The organism is Pseudomonas sp. Xaverov 83 (genome assembly GCF_019352905.1).
Lineage (GTDB): Bacteria > Pseudomonadota > Gammaproteobacteria > Pseudomonadales > Pseudomonadaceae > Aquipseudomonas > Aquipseudomonas yamanorum.
Map to the genome: position 1 here is coordinate 22,081 of NZ_JAAAFU010000062.1, position 18,964 is coordinate 41,044.

Genomic DNA, 18,964 nt, shown 5'->3' on the forward strand with positions numbered 1-18,964 from the left:
TTATGAAGGTGTTGATTGTCCATGCCCATCCCGAGCCGCAGTCGTTTACCGCGGCCTTGCGTGACCAGGCCATCGCCACCCTGCAAGCGCAGGGGCATGAGGTGCAGGTCAGTGATTTGTACGCGATGAACTGGAATCCCGTAGCCAGCGCCTCGGACTTCACCTCCCGGGAGAACCCCGACTACCTGGTGTATGCCCTGGAGCAGCGCCTGGGGGTGAAAAGCCAATCCATCGCGGCGGATATCCAGCAGGAGTTGGACAAGCTGCTGTGGGCTGATCTGCTGATCCTCAACTTCCCGATCTTCTGGTTCTCGGCGCCCGCGATGCTCAAGGGCTGGATTGACCGGGTGCTGGTGTCGGGCGTGTGTTACGGCGGCAAGCGGTTTTATGATCAGGGCGGGCTCGCCGGCAAGAAAGCGCTCGTCACGGTGACCCTTGGCGGGCGCGAGCATATGTTTGGCGAGGGGGCGATTCACGGGCCATTGGAGGACATGCTGCGGCCGATCCTGCGTGGCACGCTGGCGTATGTCGGGTTTGAGGTGCTGGAACCGTTTGTGGCGTGGCATGTGCCATATATCAGCGCCGAGGCCCGGCAGGATTTTCTGCGCAGTTACCAGCAGCGATTGGAAGGGCTGGCGGATGACCAGCCGTTGGTGTTTCCGAAGTTGGCGCAGTTTGATGAGGCTCTTTATCCACTAGCCTGAACTCAGTGAAGAACCAGTGTGGGAGCCGGGCTTGCCCGCGATGGCGGTGCATCAGTCAGCCTGTCAGGTAACTGATACACCGCCATCGCAGGCAAGCCAGCTCCCACATTTGATCTTCATTGTCAGGCGGGATTGTGTGCCCGCAGCCGCTCGGCAGCACTGCGCAGCAACTGCTCCGTGCCGTCCCAGCCCAGGCAGCCGTCGGTGATCGACACGCCGTATTTCATCGACGGGCTCAACGGCTGACAGCCTTCGAACAGGTGGCTTTCGATCATCATGCCGATCAGCGACGTGTCGCCCTGCAAGCGCTGCTCCAGCACGTCGTTGAACACTGCCGGTTGGCGCAGCGGGTCTTTGCCGCTGTTGGCGTGGCTGCAGTCGACCATGATCCGCGGCGCGACTTTGCTCTTGGCCAGGTCGGCGTGTACCTGGGCCACGCTCTGACGATCGTAGTTCGGCCCACGGTGGCCGCCGCGCAACACGAGGTGAGTGTCGGGGTTGCCCGGGGTCTGGATGATCGCCGGATGGCCCTGACTGTCGACGCCGAAGTGGCGGTGCGGGTGCGCGGCGGAGCGCATGGCGTCACAGGCGATGGCGACGCCGCCGTCGGTGCCGTTCTTGAAGCCCACGGGCATGCCGAGGCCGCTGGCCATTTCGCGGTGGATCTGCGATTCGGTGGTGCGCGCGCCAATGGCGACCCAGCTCAGCAGGTCATCGAAGTAGCCGGCAGCCATCGGTTGCAGCAGCTCGGTGGCGACCGGCAGGCCCAGGCGCAGCATTTCACGCATCAGCTCCCGGGACAGGGTCAGGCCTGCGGCCATGTCGTCGCTGCCATCCAAGTGCGGGTCGTAGGCCAGGCCTTTCCAACCGATGGTGGTGCGGGGTTTTTCGACGTAGGCGCGGATCACCAGCAGCATCTGGTCACTGACTTCATGGGCCAGTTTTTTCAGGTTGCGCGCGTATTCCATGGCCGATTCCGGGTCGTGGATCGAGCACGGGCCGACGATCACCAGCAGGCGTGAGTCTTCACCCTTGAGGATGGCGCGCACGGCTTGGCGATGGGCGTGGATCTGTTCGTTGAGGAATGGGCTCAGGGGCAGTTGGTGCTTGAGCTCAAGGGCACTGGGCAAACGCTGGGTCAGCGCTTCATTGGCGCAGGACAGGGTAGAAACAGGCAGAGCGGCGATCGAGGAGTTCATATTCGGGCTTCCTGGGCAAGCAGCGGGCTGTTCCCGCACGCTCTGCCCTACTGGGGTGTTCGACAATTGGCCGTATTGGCTACGAGTGTTGGCTTGCCACCAATAGGTGACCGATCGGAGGCGGCAGGCTGTCCCGAACGGAGCTTGCTAAATCGCCAGGCGGTGGAGGTGTCGTAGCGGTAATAGGTGGCGTAGTTCATGTCGTGAGTCCTTTAAGTGTTCGGTGTGTGGCAAAAATAATAAGGGCTGAAAAAACAAAACCCCCGGTCGGGGAGCCGACCGGGGGTTAGATTTCTCTGGTAGGCGACCCCTTGAGTAGTGGGCGCCGATTTCAGGTATCAGGCGCGCCAGTGGCTAAACCAATACCCAAAATAAAAGCTGACCAGTGCACTCAAACCGCTCACACGGGCAGCCACGACCGAGCGCTGGGCGCTGGCAGCAGGGCAAACCTGAATGTGGGTGAGTTGCAACATGGTGTGTCTCCAAATGATGGGGGGAGCTTAACTGAGGCGAGCGGGTGGATTCAATCAGTAATTTCTATTGAGTGTGGGTACTTACGGCTATGACCCAAGTGTCGATATGCTGCACGGACTTCACGATGATTGCCTGGATGCGACCATGATTGCCTTCACGATTGCTGCTGCCCAATCCATCTCCATTGCCGGCGACGTGCCCGGAAATATCGCGCGTCACTTGGCATTCATGCGCACGGCGGCAGAGCATGGTGTGCAATTGCTGGTGTTTCCGGAACTGTCGCTGACGGGGTACGAACCAGCGTTGGCCGCCGAATTGGCGATTGCGCCTGACGATGAAGTAGTGGCGCCGCTGCGGGAGATGGCCCGTGAGTTGCGCATTACTGCGGTGGTGGGCATGCCGATTCGCCTGGGGGCCGCCAGTGAGGTGTTGATCGGCGCGCTGGTGCTGGGGCCGGATGGTTCGGTGTCGGTCTATACCAAGCAGCATCTGCATCCTGGTGAAGAAGCGGCCTTTGCTGCGGGGCAGGGCGGGGCCGTCCTTGAATGGGGTGGCGACCGGATTGCCCTGGCCGTATGTGCAGACTTCTCCCACCCCAGCCACCCACGGCAGGCAGCCGAAGCCGGGGCGAATATCTACGTTGCGGGTGTGCTGATCAGCGAAGGCGGCTACGCTCCCGATACGACGTTGCTACAAGGCTACGCCGCCGAGCACCAAATGCTGGTGCTGATGGCCAATCACGGTGGCCCGACCGGTGGCTGGACCTGCGCCGGACGCAGTTCGATCTGGGGCGCTGACGGCACTTTGATCGCAGCCGCCCCTGGTGTGGGCGATTCGTTGGTGATTGCACGTCGCAGCAGCGCTGGCCAATGGCGCGGGGAACAGGTGGCGATTTAGGAGGCGCAGGCACATGGCGTTTCAACTACAGGCTGCAACCAGCCAGCACCTGGCCTTCGCCCGAACCCTGACCCATCAGGCCATGGGCAACTATTATCGCCAATACGACTTGTCCTGGTCCGATGCCGGGTTCGATACCGCCTGGGCGGGTCGGGAAAACTGGTTGATCTGTCGCGATACCCAGGTGCTGGGTTTCATCAGTCTGAGTCGTGACCCCAAGGCGTTGTATATACGCGAATTGCACATCCTTGAGGCGTTTCGTCATCAAGGGGCTGGCGGCTGGGTTATCGAGCAGATGGTGTACAAGGCGCGCGCGGAAGGGCTGGGTCTTTTACGGTTGACCGTTTTCAAGACCAACCCGGCGCGACGGCTGTATCAACGCAAGGGCCTGGAAATCGTAAATGCGGAGGATTGCTTCTGGCGCATGGAGCGCAATTGCCGGCCGTGATCAGGTGTGAGTACTGCCAATTTTGGGAAAACAGGCACTTGGTTTTAATAAGCGCATACTGACTTCAAGAAATGACTTCCTGATCTTGCCTTACGGTTTCGTCCTCAACCGGGATGATCCCGTCCTTCATGCCTAACAGGACCGCGACCTTGTGGGCTTCTCCCCGCCGTCCCTTTTTGCGCCCAGCGAGCACTTGATAAGTGGTTGCCGGGTCCACGCCATGTTCCCGGGCGAACGCTTGAACAGACTTACCTTGATGTTCCAGCCAAGCCTTGGCTTGTGCAGCAGTGCGAATACCGGGCATAGTTCAAAACCGTTCAAGTTTGTGTAAAACGAGATGAGTGTGTCACCTCTTGGGGTGTGCCAAATAGGATCATACATCCAAATGAGTGGAATCGGTTTCCGGTTAAGGCAAGAAAGAGAGCGACTTGGCCTGTCGCAGAAAACTTTTGGTGAAATAGGAGGTGTAGAAGCTAACGCACAGGGGAAGTACGAAAATGGCGGCCGCGCGCCCAAGGCCGATTACTTGTCCCGCGTGGCAGAAAAAGGTGTCGATATCCTGTACGTGTTGACCGGCACGCCGACGCCGACCCAACTGGAAAATCTGAGCCAAATCGAAGAAAAAGTGCTGGGCAACTACCGTGCGATGTTCAAGGAAGACCAGGATGCAATCCATCGCCTGACCTCTACCCTGGCCGAGCATTCACTCTCCACCAATGGAAAAAACCGGTCATCGGCCCCGGATTCCTGACCTTTTACCCAGGAAATTGAGCCGCCCGCCACTCGGCGGCGGCCCGTTGTGCATTGAAACTCTATATATATGACGCTTGCAGCTAGGTCTGCGCCGTGGTTTTTTGCTAAGGTGTTCAGCAACCTATAAGACCATATCGCGAGGTGTCTGCTTGATTAGGGTGCTAGTAGTCGATGACCATGATCTCGTTCGTACAGGCATTACACGAATGCTGGCTGACATCGATGGCCTGCAAGTAGTCGGCCAGGCCGAGTCAGGGGAGGAGTCCCTGATCAAGGCCCGGGAGTTGAAGCCCGATGTGGTTTTGATGGACGTCAAGATGCCTGGGATCGGCGGTCTTGGCGCCACTACAAAGTTGTTGCGCAGCCATCCGGATATCAAAGTCGTGGTAGTAACCGTGTGTGAGGAAGATCCTTTTCCTACACGGCTGCTACAAGCGGGCGCGGCTGGCTATCTGACAAAAGGCGCGGGATTGGCGGAAATGGTCCAGGCCATTCGCCTGGTATTTGCCGGCCAACGCTACATCAGCCCGCAGATTGCCCAGCAGCTGGCGATCAAGTCTTTCCAGCCCACCAGCGACTCGCCGTTCGATGCGCTGTCGGAGCGCGAAATCCAGATCGCCCTGATGATTGTCGGCTGTCAGAAAGTCCAGTCGATCTCCGACAAGCTGTGCCTGTCGCCGAAAACCGTGAACACCTACCGTTATCGGATTTTCGAAAAGCTTTCCATCAGCAGTGATGTTGAATTGACCCTGCTGGCGGTACGCCACGGCATGGTAGATGCCAGCGCCTGAAATGACAGCTTCTGAAATAAAGGTCCAATTCGATCCGAGTGCGTTCCTTGCAACCTGCAGTGGCCGTCCCGGCGTGTATCGCATGTTCGACAGCGAAGCGCGCCTGCTCTACGTCGGTAAAGCCAAGAACCTGAAGAGCCGCCTGGCGAGTTACTTCCGCAAGACCGGCCTGGCAACGAAGACGGCGGCACTGGTGGCGCGTATCGCCCAGGTGGAAACCACCATCACCGCCAACGAAACCGAGGCGCTGCTGCTTGAGCAGACGCTGATCAAGGAATGGCGGCCGCCCTATAACATCCTGCTGCGTGACGATAAGTCCTACCCGTACGTGTTTCTCTCGGACGGCGACTTCCCACGCCTGAGCATCCATCGCGGTGCCAAGAAGCAGAAGGGCAAGTACTTCGGGCCTTACCCCAGCGCCGGCGCCATCCGCGAAAGCCTGAGCCTGTTGCAAAAGGCGTTTTTCGTGCGCCAGTGCGAAGACAGTTTCTACAAGAACCGCAACCGCCCATGCCTGCAGTACCAGATCAAGCGCTGCAAGGCGCCATGTGTAGGTCTGGTTGAGCCTGCGGAATACGCTGAGGACGTGCGCCATTCGGTGATGTTCCTCGAAGGCCGCAGCAACGCCCTGGCCGATGAACTGTCCGGCGCCATGGAGCAAGCGGCCAGCACCCTGGATTTCGAGCGCGCCGCCGAACTGCGCGACCAGATCTCCCTGCTGCGCCGCGTGCAGGACCAGCAGAGCATGGAGGGCGGCACCGGTGACGTCGACGTCATCGCCGCCTTCGTCAACCCGGGCGGTGCTTGTGTGCACCTGATCAGCGTGCGCGGCGGCCGGGTGCTGGGCAGCAAGAACTTCTTCCCCCAGACCGGTATAGAAGAGGAGGTCGCCGAAGTCATGGCGGCGTTCCTTGGCCAGTACTACGTCAGCAGCCCCGAGCGCGACCTGCCGAGCGAGCTGATCGTCAACGTGGTGCATGAGGACTTCCCGGCGCTGATCGAAGCGATTCACGAATTGCGCGGCCGCGAGCTGGACATCAGCCACCGCGTACGCGGCACCCGGGCCCGCTGGCAGCAACTGGCCGTGACCAATGCCGAACAGGCCCTGGGCGCACGTCTGGCCAACCGCCAGCACGTCGCCGCACGGTTTGACGCTTTGGCCGAAGTCCTCAACCTTGACGAGCCGCCCCAGCGCCTCGAGTGCTACGACATCAGCCATTCCAGCGGCGAAGCCACCGTGGCCTCCTGCGTGGTGTTCGGGCCTGAAGGACCGATCAAGTCCGACTACCGGCGCTACAACATCGAAGGCGTTACTCCGGGCGATGACTATGCCGCCATGCACCAGGCCCTGACCCGCCGCTTCAGCAAACTGAAGGACGGCGAGGGCAAGCTGCCGGACATCCTGTTGGTGGACGGTGGCAAGGGTCAGCTATCCATGGCCCGCGACGTGCTCAATGAACTGGCGGTGCCCGACCTGATCCTGCTCGGCGTGGCCAAGGGGGCCACCCGCAAGGCCGGTTTTGAAACCTTGTACTTGAATGATGCCGCCCATGAGTTCACTTTGAAGGGCGACTCCCCGGCGCTGCATCTTATCCAGCAGATCCGCGACGAAGCCCACCGTTTCGCCATCACCGGCCACCGCGCCCGACGTGGCAAGACCCGGCGTACCTCAACCCTGGAAGGGGTGGCGGGGGTCGGGCCAACGCGGCGGCGGGACTTGTTAAAACATTTTGGTGGCTTGCAGGAGCTGTCCCGTGCCAGCATCGAAGAAATAGCCAAAGCTCCCGGTATCAGTAAAAAGCTCGCAGAGTTGATTTATGCAAATCTGCACAGCGAGTAGAATGCCTTCTCACCTCGTAGCCAGTTGTGCCGATGAATATCCCTAATCTGATCACCGTACTACGCGTCCTGCTCATTCCGATTTTCATTTTGCTGTTTTACCTGCCGTACGAATGGAGTTACATGGCATCCAGTTCGGTCTTCGCCTTCGCGGCTGCCACCGACTGGCTGGACGGCTACCTGGCCCGCCGCCTGGAGCAGAGCACGCCGTTTGGCGCGTTCCTGGACCCGGTGGCCGACAAACTGATGGTAGCGGTCGCCCTGGTGCTGCTGGTGCAGGAACATGGCAACCTCTGGCTGACCTTGCCGGCGGCCGTGATCATCGGTCGCGAGATCGTCGTCTCGGCCCTGCGGGAATGGATGGCCGAAATCGGCGCCCGTGCTCACGTGGCCGTGTCCAACATGGGCAAATGGAAAACCGCGGCGCAGATGCTTGCCCTGGTGATCCTGCTGGCCAACCCGTCGGATTTCTCCTTCTGGGTATTGCTGGGCTACGCCTTGCTGCTGATCGCCGCGGGGCTGACCTTGTGGTCCATGCTGCAATATTTGCGCGCCGCCTGGCCGCATCTGCGCACTGAGGTTGAAAAGAAATAAAACTTTTTTGAATCAAGGGGTTGACGGGTGATGAGGATTCTATAGAATGCGCATCACCAAGACGCGGGAATAGCTCAGTTGGTAGAGCACGACCTTGCCAAGGTCGGGGTCGCGAGTTCGAGTCTCGTTTCCCGCTCCAAACACAAAGAAAAAGCCACTCTAACGAGTGGCTTTTTTTTGCCTGTGATTTATGCAATAGACGCTTCGGCGTCTTTTTCTTTTCTACGGAAAACTACCGAAATCCAGGGACTTGTCACTTATGGTGACTGAGGCCGGCAGGACGGCTTGAATGACAGCTCACAACTGCCCTCGTCGTACGTGATCAGGATCCAGGAGCTAAAAGCGCTCGTGGGGAGTGAGTTGTTTGGCTTTTGACGCGTTGGCGACACTCAGGCCACGTGTGATCACGCTAACCAGCGAGCATCCCGTAATCCCGGATGGCCATTTCTTTCGAAAGCCTGCGCAGGAATTCCGCCTCGCTTTGCAGCAGCGTGATCATATTCAGGACATTATTGGCTTCGGCCGCTGTCAATCTGCGCAACAGGCTCAGCAAGTCAATCGCGCAGGCTTCGTTGATGGACGCTGACTCGATCAGCCTGAGTTGCCGTCTTTGAATCTCGTGCAAAGGATCCATCAGTCAAACCTTGGGTGCAGTTGAGTTTGTCGTCAGATGACACGGCCGATTTTCAGGCGCGAGAGCGGGGGATCCAATCAGACTGCTCTGAAATCACAGACACGAATCTCAATCCAGCGGAGGAGGAGCGGGATACTCGGAAACAGGGTGACTGAACGTAGTGGTGCGGAACTCGTGAATCAGCGCCTGCAAGGTCGTGAGGTAGCTTGGGTCGCTCCACGGCGTGGCCGCTCTGAGCAGGACCTCCAACTGCCCCGATTCACGGGCCACCGCTGTCCACTCGATGCTGCGTGCAGCACCGTGAAGACGGTGGGTGGCGTGCAGGGCAGGCTCCAGTCTCTGTAGCACCATACCTTCAAGCAGCGCCTGTAGATCCCGCTCCAACGCTTCACGGATCTGTTGGTGGTCCACCGTGTACCGGTGGGCGAAGGGTTGTGGCAGTAACGTCAGCGTTACGCCGCACCATAACTCGATGGCATCCTGTAATTTTCCGAGGCCGATCGGCTTACTGAGGATGCCATCCATGCCCGCATCAAAACAGCGTGTGACGTGCCCGTTGCCTGTAGAGGCGGATATCGCAATGATGGGGCAACGCGTTTGTGCGGCATCCTGTTCGATCATGCGGAACAGACGGGTCAGCGAATAGCCGTCCTGGTCTGGCAAGTCGCAGTCCATCAAGATCAGGTCGTAGGTGCCTTGTTCAAAGCAGTCCACGGCCTGGGCACCATCCCTGGCGATCACCGCGGTGCAGCCGAAGCCTTCGATCTGTGCCCGCAATACGGCCTGGTTGGCGACGGTGTCCTCCACTACCAGAACGCGCAAGGCCTTTGGTGAGGATGCCGCTGACCAGCTTGTAGCGGGGAGTACGGTTTCAGCCTCCGTCGAATCGGGCGGCGCCAACTCCGCGGTCAACGACAATTCAACGCGCGTTCCGTTGCCCAGCGAACTGTCCAGCGTGAGGGTGCCGCCCATGAGTTTGAGTAAGTCGCGACAGATGACCAGCCCCAGGCCTGTGCCACCGGAGCGCTTATAGGATTGTGCTGCCTGGCTGTAAGGCTGGAACAGGCGAGCCTGGCTTTCCGGGCTCAGACCGATACCGGTATCGGTGACGGTCAAGCGCAGCTGCTTGTTGCGCGATGAAGGCAGGTCACTGATCACATAGGCAACTTCCACGCCACCGATTTCGGTGAACTTGATCGCATTGGATAGCAGGTTGTGCAGCACTTGCCCAATGCGGGTGCTGTCGAGCATCAACAGCGGCAGGTGGGATTCGCCATCGGTGCTGATCGATAGATGTTTCTCCTGGGCCCGCAAGCGATGCAGGTCAACGACGTTATGCACCAGGGTGTAGATGTTCACCGGCTCGTAGTCGAGTCTGACCTGTCCGGCATCAAGCTTGGAAATATCCAGTACGTCATTGAGCAGCCTCAATAACGACTGAGCGCCGTGGTTGGCCAAGTCGGCAAAGTGCTGTTGCTGCTTGTCCAGTGGCGTGTTGCGCAGCAGTTCGACGGCAGCCACCACCGCGTTCATCGGCGAGCGGATTTCATGGCTCATTACGGCCAGGAACATCGCCTTTTCCCGTTCGTTGCGCTCGGCGCGCTGACGCATGCGCTGGGTTTGGTAAATCGTGATGAGCAATAGCACTACCACCAGGACAATTAACGCGATCTCGTGAGGGTAGTGGGATACGACTTCCCTGAGCGGCAGTTCCTGGGTGGCATGTTCGCGCAGCCAGTTAGCGTGCAGGACGCGAACTTCGTCAGGGGTGACCGAGTCCAGCGTCTTCTGGATGATTGAGTGCAGTAAAGGCTCGTTTTTTCGAGTACCCATGCCAATTTGCGATGCCATACCGGTGAGCACCCCGGATATCTGCAGCTGGCCCTGGAACTGTCGATAGAGGAACGGCAGCAGATAGGCTTCGGTGGCAACCGCAGCGTCAGCGGTTCCTTCGGCAACTTGCTGCAGCATCGCCATGGCGCTGCCGCCGATGATCAGTTTCGCCCCAGGTGCCTTCGTCGCGAGAAAATCACTGTAGCGGTCGAAGTAGGGCAGGGTCACGGTCAACCGGTCCAGCTGTTCGGCCTCGAAAAGAGGCGGGCGCCCGGTGCGGGTGATGATGACCGTGGTGGTATTCAAATAGGCTGAAGTCAGCAGCAGCCGAGGATTTTTACCTCCGGGCCCATTAAGCCTGACAGTGGAGATAAGGTCTGCCTTACCGGTCATCAGCAGCTCTATGCGATCCTGGATCGAGTGAGCGGAAACGTAGTCGATCTTCATGCCGGTCTTGTGGGCAATCAGCTGCAAGTATTCAGCTGACAGCCCCTTGAGGCGGCCGTTCTCCACGTATTCGATTGGAGAAAGACTGCCCACTGCGGCGACACGCAATACCGGATGATGTTCGATCCAGACTCTTTCCTCGACGCTTAAATCAGGTCCGGGAGGCCGCGCGCCGGCGTTAGCCCATGTTGCGGCCATTAACAGGCACAGGCTGGTGCCCCAACGAACGCGGTTCCTGGTCATCATGTCTAGTCCAGGGTTTTCATGATCTTGAACAAACCGTTATTGGAGGTGACCCCAAGCTTGCGAAAAGCCGTGGCCTTTTGCGTACTGATGGTCTTGATACTGCGATTGAACTTCTCGGCGATCTCCGTCACGGTCATGCCTTCCAGATAGCAGCGGATCACTTCCTGCTCACGTGCCGACAATGCCGCTCGCTGCAAGGCGTTGTCGCTGATAGGCGTTTGCGTCGACTCGCCGGGCCTGGCTGCGTCGGCCACCTGGTAAGACATATCGGCACTCAGGTAAATGGCGCCCGAAGCAACGGTACGAATCGCCTTCACCAGGCTTCCCAGTCCCTCATCTTTGCCTACAAAACCGCGCGCTCCTACACGCAAGGCAAGCGAAACGGTAGCCGACTCATGATGGCTTGATAGCACCAGAATACGACAGTCAGGGAAGCGGCTTCGCAAGGCGCGAATCAGGGAGACGCCGTCGAGTTCATCCCGTCCCAGAGCAAAGTCCAGCAGCAAGACGTTGGCGGGCATCGTCGCCATGCCGCGTATCAGTTCGCGACTGGTTTCATAGACGCCAACAATCTCGATGGATGACTCTTCGGCGAGGTGGCTGACAAGGCCGTGGCGTACCACTGCATGATCATCAAGGATCGCTATGCGTATGGTTTTCATGGATGCCAATGGACACTCGAAAGTAGCCGGATAACTAATTGATTAAAGACCATCTCTCAATTCGGCTCCAGCAGGGGTGAAGATACCGTTTAACCACGCCGTGATTATTTCAGCACACGCGAGGCGATGTTTGCAGGAACAATGGACGTAAGCGCATCCCTAGGCAGTGATCATGCTCAGGAATACATCGCTCTCCATGGGCCGGGCCAGAGCGAAACCCTGCCCGGTGTTGCAGCCCAGCCTGCTCAGCAACTCGATGCTTTCGGTATCTTCAATCCCTTCGGTGATCAAGTTGATATTGAACAACTGCGCCAGGCCGACGATCCCCGAGATGATTTCTGAAGAGTGGGCAAACTGGCCCACCGCACGCACCAGGGCTCCGTCAATCTTCATCTCGTCGAATGGCATGCGTGACAGCAGGGACAACGTCGCGGCGCCGGCACCGAAGTCGTCCAGGGACACCGGAAAGCCTTTGGCGCGCAAAGCAGTGATCGAGGCTGAAAGGGCCAGCTCGCTGTCGGGAGCCAAGTCTTCGGTCAGCTCGATCTTGAGGCGTTTGCAAGGCAACCCCGCCCGATGCATCTTTTGCGCAAGTCTCGTGGCCAGGCCATGGGCGCAGAGCGTGCGTGCCGAAGCGTTGATAGCGATGGGAATATCAATGCCTGCACGCTTCAACTTGCCCAGGGTGTCGATCACAGTCTTCTCGATAAAGCTGAACAACAACAGATCCAGCCCGAGCTGGTTGATCATCGGGATCAGGACCGAGGGTGGCACATCCCCATGCCGTGGATGGTGCCAGCGGATCAGGGCTTCCGCGCCGACAATCTCTCGTGTCGCCAGGTCATATTGGGGCTGGTAGACCACTCTTAATCCTTCGCCGGTGGCGAGGGCCGCCACCACCTCATCGTCATTGAGCAGTTGCTCCAGTTTTTCCTCATGTGGACTGCGCGGTGCCGGATGGGCGGTATGCGCCAATTGACTGATCACTGCCAGGAGTTGCTCGGGTTGTTGCTCCACCGCGATCTCTACCCGGATACCTGAAGCCCTGGCCAGGCGTGCATGGGAAGCCAGGGCTGCCGTCGAGACGCCATTGAGAGTGTGCGTCCAGCCCTGCTCAAGGCCTGCGGTCAGTACGCCGGGGGGCAGCGCATGCTCGGATTGTGGCTGTGCGGTCCAGACGATATGCGGAATGCTGTGTAGCAGCCCGGAAGCATTCAGGTCGCTGACACAGCACGGCAACATCAAGCTGTCGACATGGTCGGCATGAATCTGCGCGACGATGATGTCGACAGGTTGCTTGCGCAAGCGGGTCATCAACTCGCTCAACGAATCGATGTGTTCGATATGAAAAAGGGGGCTCCCGTTGAGCTGCGTGGCTACGCGGTGGGCGTACTGCTCGTCACTGGCCAGGATGACCAGGCTTTGCAGGGCGTGCTCGGAGGGAACGATGACGTGGGCTGCCATCAGCTGATGCTCGGTGGTTGTGGTGAGGTCACATTTGAGCAAAGGCGATGTGAGAGAAATATAAGACTGGGACTAAATCGCGGCTGGACCCTGTCTGGGGTCCGGCTTGTGCTGATCCGAAATTTAAGAGCAGTCCGATATCGGATTTGGCGAGCGCTCTACAGAATTCACCCCGATTCATGGCGGCTCGCAGCATGTGCGGGCATTACAGAACGAGTGCACGCACGCTGTCGCCGACAGCTGTTGCTCTGCGCTTCAATGCCACTTCGTGAGGCCTCATACCTGACGATGTGTGTGTGCTACAGGGTGAGTTATTGTGAAAGTCACGTCGCGTTCAGTCTTGCCGTTTGCGTTCCTGCGATCAGCCCCGCTTAATCCAATTCGCCACGGGGTTCGCATGCGTTATTGCCATGCGCCTGATGCTTGTCAGTCCCGACACCGTCAACTGGATTGGGCGATATGGGGGGTGATGACCCTGACCGGCATAACGGCATTGCTGAGTGCAACTGCCCATGCCGGCAATGGTGTGCACATCAACGCGAATGCGGACGGCCAGTGCGTAAGTTTGAATGACCCGCAGAACAACGATGGCAATGCCGCGACGTATCTTGCGCAAAACCTGATCTTCAAGGATCAGGCCTCGGGCAAGTGCAATTCCGCGACTAAAGGTTCGCAGACCGATTCGGTATTGTTTTACCGTCCAGGGGGCGTTTCTGGCGTAGGGGCGACCTCTCTGACCCTGGGCGGCGAACTGTTCGTCAACAGCGGCCGGGTGATCCTCGGGCAGCCCGGCGGCAATATGGCGATTGGTAACGAGAGTACTCAAGCCAGCGCCGACGGGGCTGCCATTGGTCATGGGGCCCAAGGCCTCGGCCGCTGGGGCATGGCGGCGGGGTTCCAGGCCAAGTCCCTGGCTGACTATGCCCACGCATTTGGCTATAACGCCCAGGCCTCGAATCAGTACGCCACGGCTATCGGCGCAAATACGACGGCGGCGGGAGAGCGGGCCACGGCTGTGGGCGCCGGTGCATCGGCCAGTGGCGGCGGGGCTTTTGCCGCGAGTCGCGACGCCAGGGCGGACGGCACCCACAGCGTTGCGGTGGGCTCTGAGGCCAGCGTGACGGCCAGCAGTAATGAAGGGGTTGCCTTGGGCAACAAGGCCAGCGCGCAACACAACTACGGCGTTGCACTGGGCAGTGGCTCAACGACGCAAAACCTGAAGGCGGTTGCGCCGGTGACGATCAATGGCACTGCCTACAGTGTCGATAGTACGTCGGCCATGGGCGTAGTCAGCCTGGGTAATGCCAGCCAGACTCGCCAACTGATCAACATGGCCCCCGGGGCGGTAAGCAACAACAGCACCGATGGCGTCAATGGCGCCCAGTTATTCGTGGCCTACGATGCGATCCAGAAGCTCGGGGATCGGGAGTTGGTGGCCACTCAGTCGGTGGCGGATGCCCTCGGTGAGGGTACTGCGGTCAAGGACGGCAAGGTGGTGCTGCCGGCCTTTTCCCTGACCAGCCTGGGTACTGGCGTGGCACAGCCCACATCGGTGGTGGGGGCGATCAAGGCCTTGGATCAGGCCCATAAAGGTACGCAGGAAGCCTTGAATGATGTTGATCAACTGGCCAACGCAACGGCAGGGCAAGTTCGTTTGGCGATGGCTGAGAAATACCTGCGTTGGAGCGAGGACCAGCAGGCCTACACGGCCAGCGAAGGCGCCCACCCTGAGAGCCGGATTGCCAATGTAGCCGCAGGTGTGGCTGCTACCGACGCGGTGAACAAGGGCCAGTTGGACGCCGTGGAAAGTACGGCCAATAACGCGAACAGCCTTGCTGCCAGCGCGCTGTCCGGTGCCAACGCAGCGATGGCCACCGCTGACGATGCCCGCAAAACGGCAAGCGCGGCGCAAGAGGGTGCCGACGCTGCCCTGCAAACGGCGGCGGGAGCACGGGCAACGGCAGATAATGCGCAGAGCACCGCCAAGGACGCCTCCAGCTCGGCCGAAACCGCACAGAAAGCTGCAGAAGCCGCGCAAGGTTCCGCCACTGCCGCGATGGGGGTGGCATCAACCGCGCAGGCGACAGCTGATGCCGCCCAAGGCACCGCCAGCTCGGCACTGGGGTCGGCAAGCGGCGCGCAGCAACTGGCACAGGCTGCACAGGAGGCTGCGGACGTGGCGGCGAATTCCGCAACGACGGCGCAGCGAACTGCAGAGGCTGCAGAAGGCAAGGCGAGCTCGGCGTTGGCCGGTGCCGATGATGCCCGTAAGGCGGCAGACGGTGTGCGAGCTGCTGCCGATGCCGCTTTGGCCAAGGCCGACAGCGCCGAAAAGAGCGCAGGTGTGGCGCAAGGGACGGCCAGTACCGCGCTGGACTCCGCGGCTGACGCCCAGAAAACTGCCGAATCCGCCCGGGGAACCGCCGAACGGGCGCAAGGGGCCGTTGCGACTGCACAACAGACGGCCGAAACCGCACAGGGTGTCGCCAACACGGCCCTGGGCTCGGCAGCCACTGCCCAGAAGACGGCCGAAGCCGCACAAGGGGCAGCCACCACAGCACTGAGTTCGGCGTCTGAAGCGCAAAAAAGCGCCGCGACGGCCCAAGGCACTGCCGATACCGCGCTGACCACGGCCTCCAGCGCCCAACAAGCCGCGAATGCTGCGCAGGGCTCTGCCGATACGGCGTTGGGCACGGCTGTTCGGGCCGGCGAAACCGCTACGGCCGCCCAGGGCTCCGCCGATGCCGCCTTGGCTGCAGCCGCCAGCTCCCACAAGACTGCCGACGTGGCCCAAGGCACTGCGAACACGGCGCTGGACAAGGCCGCCGTGGTGCAGAAAAGCGCCGATGCCGCGCAGCTTACAGCCAATCAGGCGCTCAGCGCCTCCGAGGGTGCCGGGCAATCCGCCAACGCGGCCCAAAGCGCGGCGGATTCGGCATTGGCAACGGCGACAGGGGCGCAGACTGCCGCTCAATCGGCTCAGGATCGCGCGGATGCCGCCGTCAGTTCGGCGGCCGGTGCACAACAGGCCGCAAATGCCGCGCAAGACACGGCGGACACCGCCCTTGGTGCTGCCTCCACGGCACAGCGCACGGCCGACGCCGCCAAATCCACCGCAGACCAGGCACTGAACACGGTCTCCACGGCGCACCAGGCGGTCGAGACGGCCCAAGGCACGGCCGATGCAGCGCTGACCGCCGCAGCCAGCGCGCAAAGCGCGGCCGGTAACGCCCAGGGTACCGCTGACGGCGCATTGGCTTCGGCGGCCCGGGCACAGCACGCCGCAGATGCTGCCCAAGGCACGGCTGACACGGCATTGAGCTCGGCTTCCGGCGCGCAGAAAACCGCTGAAACCGCGCAGAGCTCCGCCGATACCGCCCTGGCTTCGGCCGCGTCCGCACGCAATGTGGCGGACAAGGCCCAGAGCACGGCGGACGCCGCCGGTCGCTCGGCAAACGATGCGCTGCAGGCCGCGACAACGTCACAGGCCAGCGCCGACAACGCTTTGGACGCCGCAAGCAATGCCCAGAAAGGGGCGGTCGCCGCCCAACACACCGCTGATGCGGCCAAGGCCACCGCCGATATCGCCACCGGCCAGCTCAAGGGCCTGGACGACGGCCAGACGGTCGTCCAGCGCATTGACGCGGCTATTCGAAGCGCCGCAGGTGTAGCCAGTGAGTTCGTTGCCAAGGCTCTGGGAGGAGGTTCCACCGTGGGTAGCGATGGCCAGCCGACGGCGCCGGCCTATGCCATCAGTCAGATCAATGCCGATGGCAGCGTCCAGCCCGCTCCTCAACTCCATGACAACGTGGGCGCTGCCCTGACGGCTTTGGACCACAATGTCGGCACGGTCAACGCCGCCGTGAACCGCCAGGGCGCAGCACTCGGCGCCTTGGGTGAGGGCGTCCGGGCCTTGCGTGACGATAGCGTTGTGTGGGACGAGGCCAGCGGCGCTTATACCGCGGGTCGTGGCGCGGATCGCAATGAGCCGGCACGCATCGGTAACCTGGCGGCCGGTGTTGCACCAAGCGATGCCGTCAACAAGGGGCAGCTCGATACCGTCGCGACCACCGCATCGCAGGCCGGCAGCGCCGCTGACGCAGCCCGGGCGGCAGCGGTGAAGGCCCAGGGGACAGCGGATGGCGCGGTGGTTGCTGCTGCTTTCGCCCAGACCGCTGCTGATGCCGCGCAACATGCTGCCGATACCGCTGGCAGCACTGCTGCCGACGCACATGAGGCTGCAAACGCTGCTCACACGTTCGCCAGTCAGGTTGGCCAGGTGGCGGAGCGCGCCGCAGCGCAATTGCAGGGGCTGGAGGAGGGTGAAACCGTACTTGATCGCATACAGTCAGCGAACCACGCAGGTCGACAGGCATTGGCTGATGCGCTGGGCGGTGGCGCTGCTGTCAACGCGGATGGTTCCGTGAAAGCACCGGCCTACGCTGTGACCCGGATCGACTCTGAGGGGGGCCCCGCTGGCCAGGTCCGGGCTGGCAACGTCGGGCAAGCGATCGAAACACTCGACGTGTCGCTGAATGCAGTCAACGCCAAGGCCGACAAGGCCACAGCGAGCATGGGCAGTTTGCGCGAGCAGGTGAACAACGGTCAGGCCGGCCTGGTTCGACAGGACGCCCTCAACCGGGACATCCAGGTGGCGCGGGACACTGACGGCGTTCGTGTCGATCTCAGTGGTACCCAGGGACCTCGGATTCTGACGGGTGTGAAGGACGGCGCCTTGGGTGCCGACAGCACCGATGCCGTCAATGGTCGACAACTCGATGCCGTCAACCGGCAGGTCAAGCAGTTGGCACAGCAAGCCTCCGGCATCGCGGTAGACACTCAAGGCGGTGACAAGGCGACGGTGGCGCCGGGCAGCAAGTCCGTGGCGGCAGGGGCCAGCGCCCAGGCCGGTGGCGAACGCAGTGTTGCCACGGGGGCCGGTGCAGTGGCCCAGGCGCCTCGCAGCACTGCACTGGGGGCTGGTGCCAAGGCCGATGCGCCAGGCAGCGTCGCGCTTGGCGCCGGCTCCCAGGCCCCGCGGGCGAATACCGTCTCAGTGGGCGCGCCGGGCGCCGAGCGGCAAATCACTAACGTAGGGGCAGCCAGCGAGGCGACGGATGTCGTCAATCTCGGCCAGGCCACGCAGATCTCCAACCAGGCCGCTGACCGCACGCTACGGCAAGCCAACGCCTATACCGACAGCCAGATCAGCGCGGTGCGCCAGGACGCCTATGCCGGCATCGCGTCGGCCATGGCCATGGCAGCCTTGCCTGTGGCTTCGACACCGGGCAGGAGCATGGTGGCCATGGGGACGTCGGTCTATGAGGGGCAATCAGCCTTGGCCGTTGGCCTCTCGGGGCGCACCGAAGATGGCCGTTGGGCGTACAAGGCCAATGGTTCGGGCAGTGCCCAGGGAAGTGTCGGGCTGGCGGTTGGCGTGGGTTACGAATGGTAGGGCCTGATATCGGCAGGTCGAGGGGCTGGCCCTCGGCCTGCCGATTTAGGAGCAGTCCGATATTCCTCTCCGGCCTCACTGTCCACAATAACCCTCAGTAATCATTGCCCGCTGTCGCAGCGGCTACCACTCGTGGAACCCGTCTCAGCCATCGGATTGCCGTGGTGCCTTGTTTCGGTTCGACGCATCCGTCAATGTCTCAGGTAAGTCATCGTGAAAGTCACATTGCGTTTCGATTCGCAGGTCGCTTGTCTGCATGCTGTTCCTCTCAACCCACTTCGCTCCCTCATTCGCGGCTTCTACTGCCCCGAGTTTGCGGTCACATCACGCGGTTGGCCGATTCTCGGCCTGCTGACCCTTACCGGGGTTTCGGCGCTGCTGAGCGTGTCTGATGCCCGTGCAGGCAACGGTGTACACATCAATGCGAATGACAGCGGCGAATGCGTCAGTCTCAATGACCCCCAAAATACTTATACTGCAGGCACCGGGGCCGACAGAGCCTATTTGAACGAAAACTTGAATTT

15 protein-coding genes and 1 tRNA gene are annotated in these 18,964 nt (G+C 60.9%); 9 read left to right on the forward strand and 7 right to left on the reverse strand.

Annotated features, from left to right (window positions below; genetic code table 11):
* Window positions 1-2: 2 nt before the first annotated feature.
* Entirely contained in the window at window positions 3-704 is a 702-nt protein-coding gene (locus K0H47_RS19780; protein ID WP_063028964.1) for an NAD(P)H-dependent oxidoreductase, read from the forward strand.
* 122 nt (window positions 705-826) lie between these two features.
* On the opposite strand, the gene K0H47_RS19785 is transcribed toward K0H47_RS19780, so the two are convergent.
* Both K0H47_RS19785 and K0H47_RS31175 read right to left on the reverse strand, forming a co-directional pair.
* A complete protein-coding gene (locus K0H47_RS19785) occupies window positions 827-1,903 on the reverse strand; it encodes a 3-deoxy-7-phosphoheptulonate synthase (RefSeq protein ID WP_093208468.1) in 1,077 nt (358 codons plus the stop codon).
* Window positions 1,904-2,241: 338 nt separating this feature from the next.
* Window positions 2,242-2,376 carry a hypothetical protein gene (locus K0H47_RS31175; protein WP_017475425.1) on the reverse strand — a complete coding sequence of 45 codons (135 nt, stop codon included), beginning with the start codon at window positions 2,374-2,376 and terminating at the stop codon, window positions 2,242-2,244.
* A 145-nt stretch (window positions 2,377-2,521) separates the two neighbouring features.
* On the opposite strand from K0H47_RS31175, the gene K0H47_RS19790 reads away from it, so the two are divergent.
* A complete protein-coding gene (locus K0H47_RS19790) occupies window positions 2,522-3,274 on the forward strand; it encodes a carbon-nitrogen hydrolase family protein (protein WP_177025999.1) in 753 nt (250 codons plus the stop codon).
* Between the two features lie 13 nt (window positions 3,275-3,287).
* The gene (locus K0H47_RS19795) at window positions 3,288-3,722 is read left to right on the forward strand and encodes a GNAT family N-acetyltransferase (protein WP_219273470.1); all 435 of its coding nucleotides are present in this window, start codon (window positions 3,288-3,290) and stop codon (window positions 3,720-3,722) included.
* Window positions 3,723-3,786: 64 nt separating this feature from the next.
* On the opposite strand, the gene K0H47_RS19800 is transcribed toward K0H47_RS19795, so the two are convergent.
* Window positions 3,787-4,026 (reverse strand): DNA-binding protein, encoded by a 240-nt coding sequence (locus K0H47_RS19800; protein ID WP_003208935.1) that lies wholly within the window; start codon window positions 4,024-4,026, stop codon window positions 3,787-3,789.
* Between the two features lie 81 nt (window positions 4,027-4,107).
* Between K0H47_RS19800 and K0H47_RS19805 the strand changes: the two genes are divergently transcribed.
* From K0H47_RS19805 to K0H47_RS19825, 5 genes are all read left to right on the forward strand, one after another.
* Window positions 4,108-4,473: a helix-turn-helix domain-containing protein gene (locus K0H47_RS19805; RefSeq protein WP_023658724.1), complete on the forward strand. Its 366-nt coding sequence runs from the start codon at window positions 4,108-4,110 to the stop codon at window positions 4,471-4,473.
* A 151-nt stretch (window positions 4,474-4,624) separates the two neighbouring features.
* Window positions 4,625-5,266 (forward strand): UvrY/SirA/GacA family response regulator transcription factor, encoded by a 642-nt coding sequence (gene uvrY, locus K0H47_RS19810; RefSeq protein WP_008436066.1) that lies wholly within the window; start codon window positions 4,625-4,627, stop codon window positions 5,264-5,266.
* A gap of 1 nt (window position 5,267) precedes the next feature.
* Window positions 5,268-7,106: an excinuclease ABC subunit UvrC gene (uvrC, locus tag K0H47_RS19815; RefSeq protein ID WP_257626709.1), complete on the forward strand. Its 1,839-nt coding sequence runs from the start codon at window positions 5,268-5,270 to the stop codon at window positions 7,104-7,106.
* A 32-nt stretch (window positions 7,107-7,138) separates the two neighbouring features.
* On the forward strand, window positions 7,139-7,699 hold the full coding sequence (pgsA, locus tag K0H47_RS19820) for a CDP-diacylglycerol--glycerol-3-phosphate 3-phosphatidyltransferase (protein WP_003208929.1): 561 nt from the start codon (window positions 7,139-7,141) through the stop codon (window positions 7,697-7,699).
* Window positions 7,700-7,762: 63 nt separating this feature from the next.
* A tRNA-Gly gene (locus tag K0H47_RS19825) sits at window positions 7,763-7,838 on the forward strand.
* 270 nt (window positions 7,839-8,108) lie between these two features.
* Here K0H47_RS19825 and K0H47_RS19830 read toward each other — a convergent pair.
* From K0H47_RS19830 to K0H47_RS19845, 4 genes are all read right to left on the reverse strand, one after another.
* A complete protein-coding gene (locus tag K0H47_RS19830; RefSeq protein ID WP_063028970.1) occupies window positions 8,109-8,333 on the reverse strand; it encodes a hypothetical protein in 225 nt (74 codons plus the stop codon).
* A 108-nt stretch (window positions 8,334-8,441) separates the two neighbouring features.
* Window positions 8,442-10,859 carry an ATP-binding protein gene (locus tag K0H47_RS19835; RefSeq protein WP_219273471.1) on the reverse strand — a complete coding sequence of 806 codons (2,418 nt, stop codon included), beginning with the start codon at window positions 10,857-10,859 and terminating at the stop codon, window positions 8,442-8,444.
* A 2-nt stretch (window positions 10,860-10,861) separates the two neighbouring features.
* A complete protein-coding gene (locus K0H47_RS19840) occupies window positions 10,862-11,521 on the reverse strand; it encodes a response regulator transcription factor (RefSeq protein ID WP_063028974.1) in 660 nt (219 codons plus the stop codon).
* Between the two features lie 159 nt (window positions 11,522-11,680).
* A complete protein-coding gene (locus tag K0H47_RS19845) occupies window positions 11,681-12,985 on the reverse strand; it encodes an EAL domain-containing protein (protein WP_063028976.1) in 1,305 nt (434 codons plus the stop codon).
* A 469-nt stretch (window positions 12,986-13,454) separates the two neighbouring features.
* Between K0H47_RS19845 and K0H47_RS19850 the strand changes: the two genes are divergently transcribed.
* Entirely contained in the window at window positions 13,455-18,440 is a 4,986-nt protein-coding gene (locus K0H47_RS19850) for a YadA-like family protein (RefSeq protein WP_219273472.1), read from the forward strand.
* The last annotated feature ends 524 nt before the right edge of the window (window positions 18,441-18,964 follow it).